This window comes from Streptomyces sp. NPDC015220, from assembly GCF_043079345.1.
Taxonomy (GTDB): Bacteria; Actinomycetota; Actinomycetes; order Streptomycetales; family Streptomycetaceae; genus Streptomyces.
Map to the genome: position 1 here is coordinate 43,928 of NZ_JBIBUK010000008.1, position 15,469 is coordinate 59,396.

The window sequence follows — 15,469 nt, forward strand, 5'->3', positions numbered from 1 at the left end:
GGCCGGCGGCCGTGCGGTCAGGGCGAGGACCGCGGTGGGGGTGCCCCTGTTCGAGCGAAGGCGAGAACCCGGGGCAGTGCGAGCCAGTGCGGTGGTGAAGGCTCCGTGAGCCGCCTTCTCGACCAGAGGGAAGGCCTCCCGGCGCCGTCGCACCCACCGCGGTCCCAGCCAATCCGCCTCGCGTCCAACGAGGCTCCCCCAGACTCCGTCCGGCGGCGCGAATGTCCTGTCGCGCCCAGTCTCGCGCCGTCGGACGGACATCACGACACCTCATACCTCACCAGGCCGAAGAGCGCCGGATGCGGACGGTCCCGCATCCGGCGCTCTTCGGCGTGCCACGGCACGGGCGGCCGGCCCCGGCCTTTGGGCGGGACCCGGGCGGGGCGGGGCCGGCGCCGGCGCCGGGGCACGCGGAGCACGGCATGCGGCGGGCACGGGAGGCCGCCCGGCGGGACCGTGGTGCGAGTCGGGTCCGGAGAGCGAGCGGGACCGGGGTGCGAGCGGGGCCAGGGGCGAGTGGGTCCGGGCGCGGACCGGTTCGACCCGCGCGCAGGCCGGGTGCGGATCGGTTCCGGGGCGGGAACGGGCCCTGGCGTACGGGCCCGTTCGGCGCGCGAGCAGGCCGGGTGCGGACCCGTTCCGGAGTGGGGACGGGTCCCGGGGTGCGGACCGGCGGCGCGGGCAGGAGGCTGAGGGCATGGACCACCTCACGCAGCATCCGCACATCGTGGTGCATCCGCCGGCCCTGGACGGCTCCCGGCGGGTCACCGAGGGCGACGTGACGCTCGGACTCGCCTCCCACCTGGACGACGTCGTCGAGATCCTCCGGCTGGCCGACCTGGACCGCGTGGAGGTCGAGGAGACCGACCTCGTCGAATGGCAGGGCGGCGGCCCGGACGACTGGCCGGGCCTGTCGGAGCACGACGACTTCTGAAAGGGCCGTCCGGCCCGTGTACAGCAGGAGGCGCAGGCCGGCTACGCCATGCTCAAATCAACCTCTGAAACCGGCGGCGGAGGCTTCGGCCACCCCCGCGGCCGGGCAGTCTGTCCCTGCGCGGGGGCCCGTCGGAACGGGGGCGACGGACCCTGGCGCCGGATCCGTCGATACGGGGGCGACGGACCCGGGCACGGGGGACGAGGGGTCCCGGGCACGGGACCCCTCGAAACGGGGGGTGAGGGGTCCTGTGACAGGTCCGTCGGCACGGGGGCGACGGACCTGTCACAGGACCCGGCCGGCACGGGACCTGTCCGAAAGAGGGCCGAGGAATCCCGGGCGAGCTCCGTCGGCACGGGGCGGAAGGACCTCGGCGTGGGCGCCGGTCGGCACGGGGGGCCGACGGGGCCGGGCGCCGGGGTCCTGCGCGGCGGTGACGGACCCCGGGTGCGGGGCCGGACCGCGCGGGGCGGCTCATGGCGCGCTCCGACCGCCCGGGGCGGCGGACTCCGCCGGCCACCTGCCGGGTACGCGGTCCGGCGCGGGCACGACGAAGGGGTGGCCCGTCCTCGGGACGGGCCACCCCTTCGTCGTGGTGTGCGTGCGTGTCAGACCTTCAGCGTCCTGATCGAGGTCGGCGCGTGGCCGGGCTCGGTGGCGAGGTCCTCGAACTCGACGACGTTGCTGATGTCGTTGGTGCCGGACATCGAGATGTTGGTGACGCGCTCCAGGATCGCCTCGACGACGACCGGCACCTGGAACTCGGCGGCGAGCTTCTTGGCCTGCTCGAAGGCGGCGCCCAGCTCGTTCGGGTCGGTCACCCGGATCGCCTTGCAGCCGAGGCCCTCGGCGACCTTGACGTGGTCGACGCCGTACACGCCCAGCTCGGGCGAGTTGATGTTCTCGAACTCCAGCTTGACCTGGAAGTCGATGTCGAACGCCCGCTGCGCCTGACGGATCAGGCCCAGGTAGGAGTTGTTGACGAGGACGTGCACGTAGGGGATCTTGTGCTGCGCGCCGACCGCCAGTTCCTCCAGCATGAACTGGAAGTCGTAGTCGCCGGAGAGGGCCACGACCGGGGAGTCCGGGTCCGCCTTGGCGACGCCCAGCGCGGCCGGGATGGTCCAGCCGAGCGGGCCGGCCTGGCCGCAGTTGATCCAGTGCCGCGGCTTGAAGACGTGCAGCATCTGGGCGCCGGCGATCTGGGAGAGGCCGATGGTGGAGACGTACCGGGTCTCCGGGCCGAAGGCCTTGTTCATCTCCTCGTAGACGCGCTGCGGCTTGATCGGGACGTTGTCGAAGTGCGTACGGCGCTGGAGGGTCGCCCTGCGCTCCTGCGCGGCGGCCGCCCACGCCGAGCGGTCGGGCAGCCGGCCGGCCGCCTTCAGCTCGCGCGCGACCTCGACGAACAGCTCCAGCGCGGCCTTGGCGTCCGAGGTGATGCCGTAGTCGGGGGCGAAGATCTTGCCGATCTGGGTGGGCTCGATGTCGACGTGCACGAAGGTGCGGCCCTGGGTGTAGACGTCCAGCTTGCCGGTGTGGCGGTTGGCCCAGCGGTTGCCGATGCCGAGGACGAAGTCGGACTCCAGGAAGGTCGCGTTGCCGTAGCGGTGCGAAGTCTGCAGGCCGACCATGCCGGCGTTCAACTCGTGGTCGTCGGGCAGGATGCCCCAGCCCATCAGGGTCGGCACGACGGGGGTGCCGGTCAGCTCGGCGAACTCGACGAGCAGGTCGGCGGCGTCGGCGTTGATGACACCGCCGCCCGCGACGATCAGCGGCCGCTCGGCGGCGGTCAGCATCCCGACCGCCTTCTCGATCTGCGCCCGGGTCGCGGCCGGCTTGTAGACGGCCAGCGGCTCGTAGGTCTCCGGGTCGAACTCGATCTCCGTCAGCTGGACGTCGATCGGCAGGTCGATCAGGACCGGGCCGGGGCGGCCGGAGCGCATCAGGTGGAAGGCCTGCTGGAAGACGCCGGGGACCTGCGCGGCCTCCAGGACGGTGACCGCCATCTTGGTCACCGGCTTGGCGATGGAGGCGATGTCGACGGCCTGGAAGTCCTCCTTGTGGATCACGGCGGTCGGGGCCTGGCCCGTGATGCACAGGATCGGGATGGAGTCGCCGATGGCCGAGTAGAGGCCGGTGATCATGTCGGTTCCGGCGGGTCCGGAGGTGCCGATGCAGAGGCCGATGTTGCCGGCGTGCGTACGCGTGTAGCCCTCGGCCATGTGCGAGGCGCCCTCGACGTGACGGGCGAGGGTGTGGGTGATGCCACCGGAGGCCTTGAGCGCCGCGTAGAAGGGGTTGATCGCCGCGCCCGGCACACCGAACGCGTCGGTGACGCCCTCGCGCTTGAGGATCTCAACTGCCGCGCGGGCAGCGGTCATACGAGCCATCGAGTACTCCTGCTTCGGCTGTCTTCTGCTGTCTTCGGCTGCCGGATTCGCACTCCCGTCGCGCCCCGCGGTGAGCTCTCTTCCGTACTTCCGTATAGCGGAAAGTATTTTCTACGATCTGGAAGCAATGTAAGTGGGCGTGCGGAGGTCGTCAAGAGAGGGCGAGCGGAAGGGCCGGGACAGGGCGGGCCGCGGGCCCGCCGAAGACCCCCGGAAACGAAGAAGGACCCCGGCCCGCCGTGTGCGCCGCCGACTGCGCACTCGGATCCTCTGGCCGGGGTCCCCCGTCGAGTTCTCACCGGACACTCGGTGTCCGGTCGTTCACACCTCCTCAGACGCCGTAGCGCTCACGCAGTTCGACCTTGCGCACCTTTCCGGACACCGTCATCGGGAAGGCGTCGAGGACGGCCAGGCGGCTGGGGATCTTGTAGTGCGCCAGCCGGCCCTCGCAGTAGGCCCGCAGTTCGGCGAGGGTGAGCGGGTCGGCCGCGTCGAGCGGGATGACGCAGGCGAGCACCTCCTCGCCGTACCTCTCGTGCGGCACGCCGACGACCTGCACGTCGCGGACCTTCGGGTGGCCGTGGAGGAACTCCTCGATCTCCCGCGGATAGACGTTCTCGCCGCCCCGGATGATCATGTCCTTGATGCGGCCGACGATCTCGACGTAACCGTCCTCGCGCATCACCGCGAGGTCCCCCGTGTGCATCCAGCGGCCCGCGTCGACGGCCTCGGCGGTCCGCTCGGGCTCCTCCCAGTAGCCGAGCATCACGCTGTAGCCGCGGGTGCACAGCTCGCCCGCCGTGCCGCGGGGCACGGTCACCCCGGCGGGGTCGACCACCTTCACCTCCAGGTGCGGCAGCACCCGGCCGACCGTGCCGGTGCGGTGTTCGAGGTCGTCGTCCGTCCGGGTCTGCAACGACACCGGGGAGGTCTCGGTCATGCCGTAGCAGATGGAGACCTGCTCCATGTGCATCTCGGCGACCACCCGCTTCATCACCTCCACCGGGCAGGGTGAGCCCGCCATGATGCCGGTGCGCAGGGTGGACAGGTCGTGGTCCGCGAAGTCGGGGAGGTTCAGTTCGGCGATGAACATGGTCGGGACGCCGTAGAGCGAGGTGCAGCGCTCCCGCTGGACGGCCTCCAGGGTGGCCCGGGGATCGAAGGACGGCGCCGGGATGACCATGCAGGCACCGTGGGAGGTCGCCGCGAGGTTGCCCATCACCATGCCGAAGCAGTGGTAGAAGGGCACCGGGATGCAGACCCGGTCCTGCTCGGTGTAGGCGATCGACTCCCCGACGAAATAGCCGTTGTTGAGGATGTTGTGATGGGAGAGGGTGGCTCCCTTCGGGAAGCCCGTGGTGCCCGAGGTGTACTGGATGTTGATGGGGTCGTCGCAGGACAGCTCGGCCGCGCGCGCCCGCAGTTCCCCGGCCCGGTCGGGGGTGCCCCGGTCGATCAGCGCCGCCCAGCTCGGGTCGCCGATGTAGACGGCCTCCCGCAGCTCGGGGCACGCGCCGCGCACTTCCTCCACCATCGCCCGGTAGTCGCTGGTCCTGTGCCGTACGGAGGCGAAGAGCAGACGGATGCCCGCCTGCTTCAGGACGTATTCGACCTCGTGCGTGCGGTAGGCCGGGTTGATGTTCACCATGATCGCGCCGACGCGGGCGGTGGCGTACTGGACCAGCACCCACTCGGCGCAGTTCACGGCCCAGATGCCCACCCGGTCGCCCTTGGCGACCCCGCTCGCCAGCAGCGCGTACGCCAGCCGGTCGACGTCGGCGGCGAACTCGGCGTACGTCCAGCGCCGGCCGGCGAAGACGTCGACGAGGGCCTCGCGGTCGGGCCAGGCGGCGACGGCCCGGTCCAGGCTGGCGCCGATGGTGTCACCCAGCAGGCGGGTGTCGCTCGTTCCGTGGGCGTACGACGGTTCCGCGGTCACCGGAAGTCCTCCTCGCGGTACTCATCCGCGGAGCCCTTGGCCGTGGCCTCGCGCAGCTCGATCCGGCGGATCTTGCCGGAGACGGTCTTGGGCAGGTCCCCGAACTCCAGGCGGCGGATCCGCTTGTAGGGGGCGAGGACCCGGCGGGAGTGCTCGAAGAGCGCCTTCGCCGTGTCGCGCCCCGGCTCCCAGCCCCCCGCCAGCACCACGTACGCCTTCGGCACGGCCAGGCGCAGCTCGTCCGGTGCGGGCACGACGGCCGCCTCGGCCACCGCCTCGTGCTCCAGCAGGGCGCTCTCCAGCTCGAACGGGCTGATCTTGTAGTCGGACGCCTTGAAGACGTCGTCGGACCGCCCGATGTAGGTCAGGTACCCCTCCTCGTCCCGGGAGGCGACGTCCCCGGTCCGGTAGTACCCGCCCGCCATCGCCTCCGCCGTGCGGTCGGCGTCGCCGTGGTAACCGGCCATCAGGCCGACCGGGCGGGCGGACAGGTCGAGCGCGATCTCGCCCTCGTCGACGCCGGGCGCGCCGGAGACCGGGTCGAGCAGTTCGACGCGGAAACCGGGGCTGGGCCGGCCCATGGAGCCGGTCTTCAGCGGCTGACCGGGGCTGTTGGAGACCTGCACGGCCGTCTCGGTCTGCCCGAAGCCGTCCCGGACGGTCACCCCCCAGACCCGCCGGACCTGTTCGATGACCTCCGGGTTCAGCGGCTCGCCCGCGGCGACGACCTCGCGCGGCGGGGTGCGCAGTCGGCTCAGGTCGGCCTGGATGAGCATGCGCCACACGGTCGGCGGTGCGCAGAAGGTGGTGACGCCGGCCCGGTCCATCTCGGCCATCAGCCGGGCCGCGTCGAACCGGGTGTAGTTGTGGATGAAGACGGTCGCCTCGGCGTTCCACGGGGCGAAGAGGTTCGACCAGGCGTGCTTGGCCCAGCCGGGCGAGGAGATGTTCAGGTGCACGTCACCGGGCTTGAGGCCGACCCAGTACATGGTGGCCAGGTGCCCGATCGGGTACGAGGTGTGGGTGTGCTCGACCAGCTTGGGGCGGGCGGTGGTGCCCGAGGTGAAGTAGAGCATCAGCGGGTCGTCGGCCAGGGTGGGCCCGTCGGGGAGGAAGTCGGCGGGGGCGGCGTAGACGTCCTCGTACGGCTCCCAGCCCTCCTCGGGCAGGCCGCCGACCGAGATGCGGGTGTAAGTGCCGGGCACGTCGGCGAACTTCGCGGTGTCCTCGGCCCGCGCGATCACGTGCTTGACCCGGCCGCGCTCGACGCGGTCGCGCAGGTCGGCGGGGCCGAGCAGCGGGGTGGCGGGGACGACGACCGCGCGCAGCTTCATCGCGGCCAGCGCGGTCTCCCACAGCTCGGCCTGGTTGCCGAGCATGACGAGGATGCGGTCCTCGGCGGCCACTCCGCGGTCGTGCAGCCAGTTCGCGGCGCGGCTGGAGCGCTCGGACATCTCGGCGAAGGAGAGCCGGGTCTCGGTGCCGTCCTCCTCGACGATGTGCAGGGCCGTGCGGTCGTTGCCCTCGGCGACGACGTCGAACCAGTCCAGCGCCCAGTTGAAGCGGTCGGGGCGGGGCCACTCGAAACCGGCGCAGGCCGTCGCGTAGTCCTCGCGGTGGGTCAGCAGGAAGTCCCGGGCCCTGCGGAAGGTCTCCGTCGCCGTCGTCATCTGTCCTCCATGTGCGGTCCCGAATGTTCCGGACCATTGCCGGGCGGCTCTGTCACATCGTGTAATCCGTGATGCACGTCTCACTACCCCCGAACGGGGGTGTGGTGCGGGGTTGCGCCGGGTCCCGGCCGACGGAAGGCGTCGCGGGCCCGGCGGGGATTGTCGGACAGGGCCTGGCACAGTGGCCGGCCGAGACGGCCGGGGCGAAGGAGCGAGCAGGTGACGACGGAGGCGTCCGGGGCGGCGGAGATCCGGGGTGCGCTGGTACGGCTGCGGCGGGCGACGGGCCTGCCGGTCGCCTTCGGCGGCCTGGTCGAGCCGGGCCGGCCGCGGGTGCGGATCAGCGAACTGACCGGTACGGCGACGCTCGCGCTCAGCGCGCTGGCGGTGACCTCCGGCAACGGGCTGGGCGGCAAGGCGGTGGCACTGGCCCGCCCGTGCGCGGTGACGGACTACTCGCTGTCCCGGCAGATCAGCCACGAGTACGACGCCGCGGTGGCCGCGGAGGGGCTGCGCTCGGTGCTCGCGGTCCCGGTCGTCGTACGGCGCCGGGTGCGCGGCGTGCTGTACGGCGCTCTGCGCTCGGCCCAGCCGCTGGGCGACCGGGCGCTGAGCGCGGCGGTGGCGGCGGCCCGGGACGTGGAGCAGGCGCTGGTGGCACGGGAGGAGGCGCGGGCCCTGCTGGCGGCGTCCCGTCCGGAACCCGTGACCGGTGATCCGTGGGGCGGCACGGCCTGGGAGCAGGTCCGCGAGGCCCACGCGGCGCTGCGCGCCCTGGCCCCGCGGATCACGGACCCGGCCCTGCGCGCGGAGCTCCTGACCGCCTGCGGCCTGCTGACCGCGGCCGCCGCCCCGGCCGCGGGCGTGGTCCTGACCCCCCGGGAGGTGGACGTCCTGACCTGCGTGGCCGCGGGCGCGACCAACGCGACCGCCGCCGCCCGGCTGGGCATCCGACCGGAGACGGTGAAGGGCTACCTCCGCTCGGCCATGCGCAAGCTCGGCGCCCACACCCGCGGTGAGGCGGTCGCGGCGGCACGCCGGGCGGGCGTGCTGCCGTAGCCGGAGCGGACGAGGCGCCACCGGGCAGCCGAAGTGCCGGGGACCGGGGCCGGGTCCGGGGACCGGGGCCGGGTCCGGGGACCGGGGCCGGGTCCGGGGACCGGGGCCCGGCCCGGGGACCGGGTCCCGGCCCGGGGACCCGGTGAGTGTGGCCGCGGCCGGCCGGCGGGGGCGCGGGACCGGTGGAGTCGGTTGCGGCCGAGGGGCGCGGGCGGCCGGGCGGGAGCGCTGTCACGGCGGCCGGGACGAGACGGCCTTGGCACCCACCCCACCGACGGCGCCTGACCGTCGATCCACGATCCCCGCAGGACCGCAGGACCGCAGGACCGCAGGACCACAAGGTGAGGTTGACGAGCGGCGGCTCGGGTCGGGGGCGGTGGCCGTGGCTGGATGCGAGCCCGGTGCCGGTGCCCGGACGCGGGCGTGACGCCGGTGGCCGGATGCGGGCGTGGTGGGGGCGGGTGCCGGGCGGGCGCGGTACCGGTGGGCGCGGTGCGGGGGGTACCTTCGAAGGGCTGTTCGCGTGGGGTTCGTATTCATTTGGTGGCGCTTTGAATAGGACAAGCCCCGCCCACTGTTGTTTCCCTCACCACCCCACCGGTCCGGAATTCAAGGACTGGTTGCCTAGTATTTGGCCAGAACACGACACTCGAGGGGAGCGGTAACCGTGCGACGGGACTTCAAGGGCCCTGCGAGCTGCCGTTCCGAGCTTGTCATCGGCCAGGAGGAGCCGTCCGCGGCGACGCGCGAGCAGTTGGCCCGCGGCGGCAGTGTGCTGCTGCACGGTCCGGCCGGAATAGGAAAGTCCACCCTGCTGCGGGCATTGACGGCGGAATACGCGCCGACCGCCCGCACCGTGTTGCGCTGCTCGGCGACCGAGTCCGAATCCCACCTGCCCTTCCTGGCCCTGGCCGACCTCTTCGGTCTGGAGCTGGACGAGGTGTCCGGGGGGCTGCCGGCCGCCCAGCGCACCGCGCTGGAGTCGGCGCTCACCGGCCGCGGCGAGTCCACCCTCCAGCGCGACGGGCTCGCCCTGCGCCTGGCCGTGCTCTCCGCACTGCGCGCGCTCGCGGCGAAGGGCCCGGTCCTGCTCGTCGCCGACGACCTCCAATGGCTGGATTCGGCCAGTGCGGAGCTGCTCGGCTTCGCCGCCCGCCGGCTGGGCGGCACCCCGGTGCAGATGCTGTGCGCGGTGCGCACCGAGGACGAGGAGTACGACCGCCACCTGCGCGCCTGCCCGCCCGACACCCTCTCCGTCCGGCTGGGCCCGCTCTCGCGCGATCAGGTCTCCACGCTGCTCGACCACCGCGGCTACACCGGACTGCCCCGCTCCACGGTCCGGGAGATCCACCGGACCAGCGGCGGCAACCCGCTGTTCGCGCTGGAGCTGGGCCGGGCGCTGGCCGAGACCCCCGCCTCGCCGCGGCCGGGCGAGCCGCTGCCGGTGCCGACCTCGCTGCGCGCCCTGGTGCTCAGCCGGCTGGAGATGCTGTCCGACGAGGCCCGCCGCACCCTGCTCGTGGCCAGCGCCGGGGCCCGCCCCACCCCGGCCCTGCTGCACGCGGCCGGCCGGGAGAACGCCGAGGCCGAGTGCGCCCAGGCCGCCGAACTCGGGCTGCTGGCCACCGAGCCGGAGGGCCCTGCCGTACGGTTCGCGCACCCGCTGATCTCGGCCGCGCTGTACGCGGAGGCGCCCGCCCAGGAACGACGGGCCGCGCACGCCGCGCTGTCCACCGCGGCCTCCGACCCGATCGAGCGGGCCCGCCATCTGGCCCTGGCCAGCACCGGCACCGATCCGGAGGTGGCCGCCCGGCTCGCCGAGGCGGCCGCGCTGGCCCGGGACCGAGGGGCGCCCTCGGTGGCCGCCTCGCTCGGGCTGCTCGCCGCCCGGCACACCCCGGCCGACGGCGAACCGGGACCCGACGAGCGGCGGTTGCAGGCCGCCGAGGACGCCATCACGGCCGGCGAGGCGGACCTCGCCCGGGACATAGCCCATGAGGTGCTGACCCGGGCCGCCGTGCCCGCGGAACGGGTGCGGGCGTGGATGGTGGTGATCGAGGCGGCCGGGCAGGCCCTCGGGGACGTGGACGCCGTCTTCCCGCAGGCGCTGGCCGACGCCGGTGACGACCCCCGGCTGCTCGCCCTGGTGCACTACATGCTGGCTTGGCGGGCGCTCATCGTGGAGGGCGACTTCCCCGAGGCCCGTCAGGAGGCGGCGCACGCGGCCGAGCTGGCCGCCCGGGCCGGCGACCGGCGCACCGAACTGATGTCGCTCGCCCACCAGGCCTCGACCGAGACCCTGATGGGCCATCCCGACGCCGCGGCGACGACCCGGCGGGCGCTGGAGGAGCCCCAGGACGACTACGTCGCCTGCCACCACAACGGCGTCGGCTCGGCCCGGTTCCGCTGGCTGCTGATGAGCGGCCGGCTGGCCGAGGCCCGGGCCACCATCACCGCGCTGCTGCGCGAGGTGCGGCGGCGCGGGATGGTCGAGAGCGAGGTTCACTTCCTGCGCTCCCACGCCGAGACCGAGTTGCTCTCCGGACACTGCGGGCGGGCCCTGGACCTGGCCCGGCAGAGCCTGCGGCTCGCGCGGGACACCGGCATCGGCGAGGGCGCCTCCGCCATGCTGGCCTCCCTCGCCGAGGCCTCCGGCGGCGACACCGGACGGGCGCTGGCGCTGGCCCGGGAGGCGGTGGACCACGCCGAGGAGGACGGCGACCAGATGTACCTCTCACGCGCCCTGGCCGCCCTGGGCTACGCCCAGTTCGTGGCCGGGGACGCGCAGGCGGCGGTGGACGCACTGCGCCGCGTGCGGGAGCTGGAGCTCGGGCTCGGCATCACCGACCCGGCGCGCGGCCGCTGGCACGGCGATCTGGCCGAGGCCCTGGTCCTGGTGGGCGAGCCGGACGAGGCGCAGCAGGTGGTCGACGTGGCCCGCGAGCACGCGCTGCGGCTCGGCCGCGAGGGCGTGCTCGCGGTCCTGGACCGGGCCGAGGCACTGGTGCGGGCGGCCCGCGGCGAGACGGAGGCCGCCGTCGCCCAGCTGACGTCCGCCCAGGACCGGCTGGCGAAGCTGGGCAACGCCCTGGAGGAGGCCCGGGCCGCCTTCGCGCTGGCCCGGCTGCGCACCCTCCCCCCGGCTCCCGGCTCCGCTCGGGCGGGGGGATCCCCCGTGCCGGGCCCGACCTCCTACGACGAGGCGGCGAGGCTGTTCCGGCGCTGCCGGGCGCTGCCGTGGCTGCGCCTGGTGGACGCCGCCGCCCGCGCCCGTCCGGCACGGCCGGGATCGGGGCCGGGAGCGGGACCGGAGACCGCCCCGGCGGCACTGGACGGGCTGGCCGCGATGGAACGTCAGGTGGCCTCCCTGGTCATGGAGGGGGCGACCAACCGGGAGATCGCCGCCCGGCTGTTCGTCAGCGTCAAGACGGTCGAGGCCACCCTGACCCGGGTCTACCGCAAGCTGGGGATCCGTTCGCGGGTGGACATCGTCCGATTGGCGGCGGGCCGGCGCGCGAGGTGAGCGCGGTCCGGGTTGACTGACCGGGTGATTCCAGCGAGGAGCACCACCGCGGCGCGCCGCGGGACGACCGTGACCGGCCGGGGGCCGGCGGAGACCGCCGGGCGCCGACGAGAACGGCCGGGAGCGGCCGGGACGGGTCGCAGGCGGCCGGGACGGGTCGCAGGCGGCCGGAAGCGGCCGGAAGCGGCCGGAGGGAACAGGGACGACCGGAGCGCCCGGAGGGAGTGGGGACGGCCGGGAGCCGCCCGGGAGGAGCGGGGACGGCCGCGACCGGCCGGGCCGGACCGACGACGCAGCGGACCTGTCGGGGACGACCGAGGGTTTTCCCTCCCCGGCGCCCCTAGGGGCTTCCCTCATTGGAGGGGAGTGGGCCCGGTCCTAGCGTAAGGGGCGTGCCGATCGCCCGGGCACACCGGAGTCCGCGCACCGGATCCCTGGACCTCCGTGCTCCACCCACCCGTGCGACCCCCCATCGGCCCCACGAGGAGACGCATGTTCGGCCTCACCCGCGCCAGACGGACGCGCGGCGGACGGACCGCCGCCGCGGTCGCGGCCGGCGCCGCCACCACCGCGACCGCCCTGCTGACCGCCCCGACCGCCACCGCCGCCGCGCGGCCCGCCGCCGCTCCCCAGCCCGTAGTCGGCGGCACGGCGACCACGACGGCCGAGTACCCGTTCGTCATGCAGATCACGGACGCGTCCGGCAACCAGTTCTGCGGCGGCACCCTGGTGGCGGCCCGGAAGGTGGTCACCGCGGCGCACTGCGTGGCCGGGGACAACCCCGACGGTGTGCGGGTGGTCGGCGGCCGCACCTATCTGGACGGCACCGACGGCACGGTGAGCGCGGTCGCCGGGATCTGGGTCGAGCCGGACTACACGGACTCCGCGAGCGGCGACGACGTGGCGGTGCTGACCCTGGCGACCGCCATGCCGTACACCGCGGCGAAGTACGTCTCCGCCCGTGACACGGCCGTGTACGCGGCCGGCACCACCGCCCGCGTCCTGGGCTGGGGCACCACTTCCGAGAGCGGCGACTCCGCCGACCAGCTGCGGACCGCGACCGTTCCGGTCGTGTCCGACGCCGGCTGCGCGAGCGCCTACGGCTCCGACTTCGTCGCGAGCGACATGGTTTGCGCCGGATACTCCTCCGGCGGCGTAGACACCTGCCAGGGCGACAGCGGCGGTCCCCTGCTAGTCGGGGGCGTCCTGGCAGGGATCACTTCCTGGGGCAACGGCTGTGCCGAGGCGGGGTATCCGGGTGTGTACACCCGGCTGACCACCTTCTCGGACCTGGTCACGGCACAGGTCGGCTCCTGAGGGTTCCCGGGGGATCCCCCGGGTGATCGCCAGGGGGCGTTGCGAGCCACCACGAGCGGCCCGCAACGCCCCCTTTCCACATGGGTCCGCTACTTGTCGGCGGTGAGCTTCCCGGCCGCTCCCCAGCTGTCCGCCGGGACCTCGTGGATCCACACCTGCACGGTATCGGCCGGGATGTGGTAGGCGTCGACGAAGGCGTCGGTGACGCGTTTGACCAGGTCACGCTTGAGCTCGGTGTCGCGCGGTCCCTGCTGGACGGTGACGATCGGCATGGCTGAACTCCCTTGTCCGCGGTGCCTTCGGCGGCGGTTGCCGCCTCTCGGCCGCGATGGGTCCAGTTCACCGCCCGCGCGGTCGCCGACCAAGAGGCAGACCGCGACCGCAGCGATCAGTTCCGGTGATCGCCGCAGGCCAGCAGGAGCATGTCGAGGTGCGGGGTGGGGTCGGTGGCGCGCACGGCGAGTCCGGTGGGCAGCGCCAGACCCGGCGCGCGGAACGGCACGAAGGCCACCCGGGGGGTGTGCAGCACGCGTGCGTGCGAGGCGTACACCACCGTCCACAGCGGGCGGGTGCCGATGGTGGCGAGCGTGTCCTGGAGGGAGCCGCTCACCGGTCCGGGCGGCGGTTCGAACCCGGCCGCGTGGCAGGCGCCGACGACCAGGTCGACCAGGGCGGGATTGGTGCGGCGCGGGGTCAGCGCGAGCGGCAGCCCGGCCAGTTCGGACAGGCCGACCGCGTCCCGTGCGGCCAGCGGGTGACTCGCGGGGAGCGCGGCCACCAGGGGGTCCGGCCACAGGGGCAGCACCCGCACTCCGGAGACGGGTTCGGCGGCCCGGACGAACGCCGCGTCCAGCTCCCCGGCGGCGACCCGGGCGAGGCGTTCGGCGGCCGGCAGCGAGACCAGTTCCACCGGCACGTCGGACGCGTGCTCGGCGAACGCCGTCAGCACCCGGTCCAGGTGCGCCCCGAGCCCCGTGCTGGTCCCGATCCGCAGCCCCGCCGGCGGCGCGACGGCCGCGCGTGCCCGGTCGGCCGCCGCGAGCACCGCCCGCGCCTCGGGCAGCAGCCTCTCCCCCGCCGCCGTCAGCCGCACCCGGCGCGGCGAGCGGTCGAACAGTTCGGCGCCCAGCTCCCGTTCGAGCCGCTGGATCTGCTGACTTACCGCCGACTGCACGATGTGCAGCCGCCCGGCCGCCCGTCCGAAGTGCAACTCCTCGGCGACGGTGACGAAGTAGGCGAGCTGCCGCAGTTCCATGGCCCCGACTCTAGGGTCACGCGTTCGAGTCCTGTCCCGCCGGGTGCGCGGGCCCGGTCCGGCGTGGTGCGGCCCGGGGCATCACGGTCCAGGCCGGCGCAGCCTGATCCGGACCGGTACATCCTGGTCCGGACGGAGGGCCCCGGGTGCGGAGGCGGATGCGGATGCGGATGCGATGCGCCGAGCGGCGTCACGGCCCCGTGACGTCCGTGACGGTCCCGAACCGGATGTCGTACGACGTCCCGGGGTGCATGACGGTCAGCATCCGCTCGCCCTCGGCGGTCACCTCCGCCCGCTGGGCCCGGGTCGGCTCGCCGAACGTCTCGATGAGGAGTGCGTCGCTCTCCAGCCGCCACACGCCGGCCAGGAAGCCGTCGACGAGGAGGGTGCGGTGGGCCTGGTTGCCCTGCCGGTTGCGGCCCCGGTACCGCGGCGGCACCACGCGGGCGCGGTCGGCGTGGGAGAGGAGCAGGTTGTCGTACTCGGGCAGGAAGCGGGGCGGGGCCGGGGTGTCCGGATGGGGGCGGGGAGCGTCCGGGAGGTCGAACAGTTCGACGCCGTTGGGGTCCTGGAAGGTGATGAGGCGTGGGCGCAGACGTTCGAAGGCGGGGCGCAGCCGGGTCAGACCGGCCCAGGTCTGCATGTCCCTGACGGAGGCGGGCCCGAAGGCGGCGAGGTAACGCAGGACGGCCGCGTCGGCGGCGGCCTCCGGAGCGGGCTCCGGCTCGGCGGGGCGGCCGAGCCAGTGTTCGACGGTGGTGAGGGCGACCTGGCCGCCGCTTCCCCACAGTCCGCGCGGGGTGACCTGGACGAGCGGGAGGCGGCAGCGGGCCGCGAGGGCCAGGGCGCGCGGGTCGGCCTCCGGCCACCTCGCGGAGAGCGCCTCGCGCAGTTGCCGCATGGTGCGCGGCTCGGCCTCGACGAGGTCGCGGGCGAGTTCGGCCAGCCGGCCGAGGTCGACACCCGCCAGGCCCCGGCGGAACTGGCCGAGTTCGCGTTCGCGGGCGGCCCGGCCGAGCGGGCGCGCGACGCGGCAGTCGGCGGCGGTGTGGGTGTGGATGGTCGAGCGCAGGGTGACCATGCGGACCACCTCACGGTCGGCCATCAGCCGGGACAGCCGCTCGGGCGCACCACCGTCGAGGCGGGCGGCGAGGGAGTAGTACGGCGGCTGGACGTTCTGCGCCTGGAGACCGAGCAGGTGCTCGACGGCGGCCTTGGGCTCCAGTGCCGAGCGGCGCAGCAGGAGCTGCCTGCCAAGGGTGGCCCGGTTCAGCGCGCGCACGCCCAGTACGGGGACCGTCGTGGTCGTCGTCTTCCTCATGCCCGCACGCTAACGCCGCTCGCGGACAGCTTCTGTCCGCGATGCGGGCCCCTGATCG

Annotated in this window: 10 protein-coding genes; 4 read left to right on the top strand and 6 right to left on the bottom strand. The window is 74.1% G+C overall.

Translation table 11 applies throughout. The annotated features are described in order from the left end of the window. Positions 1-697 precede the first annotated feature (697 nt). Positions 698-934 (top strand): hypothetical protein, encoded by a 237-nt coding sequence (locus ACF061_RS18410; RefSeq protein WP_392267922.1) that lies wholly within the window; start codon positions 698-700, stop codon positions 932-934. 608 nt (positions 935-1,542) lie between these two features. On the opposite strand, the gene gcl is transcribed toward ACF061_RS18410, so the two are convergent. The 3 genes from gcl to ACF061_RS18425 form a co-directional block, all read right to left on the bottom strand. Continuing rightward, on the bottom strand, positions 1,543-3,327 hold the full coding sequence (gene gcl / locus ACF061_RS18415) for a glyoxylate carboligase (RefSeq protein WP_392267923.1): 1,785 nt from the start codon (positions 3,325-3,327) through the stop codon (positions 1,543-1,545). Between the two features lie 331 nt (positions 3,328-3,658). Then, positions 3,659-5,266 (bottom strand): AMP-binding protein, encoded by a 1,608-nt coding sequence (locus ACF061_RS18420; RefSeq protein ID WP_392267924.1) that lies wholly within the window; start codon positions 5,264-5,266, stop codon positions 3,659-3,661. Beyond that, complete coding sequence (locus tag ACF061_RS18425) at positions 5,263-6,936, bottom strand: AMP-binding protein (protein WP_392267925.1); 1,674 nt, start codon at positions 6,934-6,936, stop codon at positions 5,263-5,265. The genes ACF061_RS18420 and ACF061_RS18425 overlap by 4 nt, the downstream gene beginning before the upstream one ends. Before the next feature lie 219 nt (positions 6,937-7,155). Here ACF061_RS18425 and ACF061_RS18430 point away from each other — a divergent pair, with 219 nt between their 5' ends. The 3 genes from ACF061_RS18430 (at position 7,156) to ACF061_RS18440 (ending at position 12,835) form a co-directional block, all read left to right on the top strand. Further along, entirely contained in the window at positions 7,156-7,995 is an 840-nt protein-coding gene (locus ACF061_RS18430) for a LuxR C-terminal-related transcriptional regulator (RefSeq protein ID WP_392267926.1), read from the top strand. A 667-nt stretch (positions 7,996-8,662) separates the two neighbouring features. After that, positions 8,663-11,518 carry an AAA family ATPase gene (locus ACF061_RS18435; protein ID WP_392267927.1) on the top strand — a complete coding sequence of 952 codons (2,856 nt, stop codon included), beginning with the start codon at positions 8,663-8,665 and terminating at the stop codon, positions 11,516-11,518. Between the two features lie 492 nt (positions 11,519-12,010). Further along, positions 12,011-12,835: a S1 family peptidase gene (locus tag ACF061_RS18440; protein WP_392267928.1), complete on the top strand. Its 825-nt coding sequence runs from the start codon at positions 12,011-12,013 to the stop codon at positions 12,833-12,835. Between the two features lie 89 nt (positions 12,836-12,924). On the opposite strand, the gene dmpI is transcribed toward ACF061_RS18440, so the two are convergent. The 3 genes from dmpI to ACF061_RS18455 all read right to left on the bottom strand — a co-directional run bounded on the left by dmpI (position 12,925) and on the right by ACF061_RS18455 (position 15,411). Beyond that, positions 12,925-13,107 carry a 4-oxalocrotonate tautomerase DmpI gene (dmpI, locus tag ACF061_RS18445; protein WP_392267929.1) on the bottom strand — a complete coding sequence of 61 codons (183 nt, stop codon included), beginning with the start codon at positions 13,105-13,107 and terminating at the stop codon, positions 12,925-12,927. A gap of 116 nt (positions 13,108-13,223) precedes the next feature. Further along, positions 13,224-14,090, bottom strand: coding sequence for a LysR substrate-binding domain-containing protein (locus ACF061_RS18450; RefSeq protein WP_392267930.1), 867 nt, complete (start codon positions 14,088-14,090; stop codon positions 13,224-13,226). A 190-nt stretch (positions 14,091-14,280) separates the two neighbouring features. Then, on the bottom strand, positions 14,281-15,411 hold the full coding sequence (locus ACF061_RS18455) for a winged helix DNA-binding domain-containing protein (RefSeq protein ID WP_392267931.1): 1,131 nt from the start codon (positions 15,409-15,411) through the stop codon (positions 14,281-14,283). Positions 15,412-15,469: the final 58 nt, after the last annotated feature.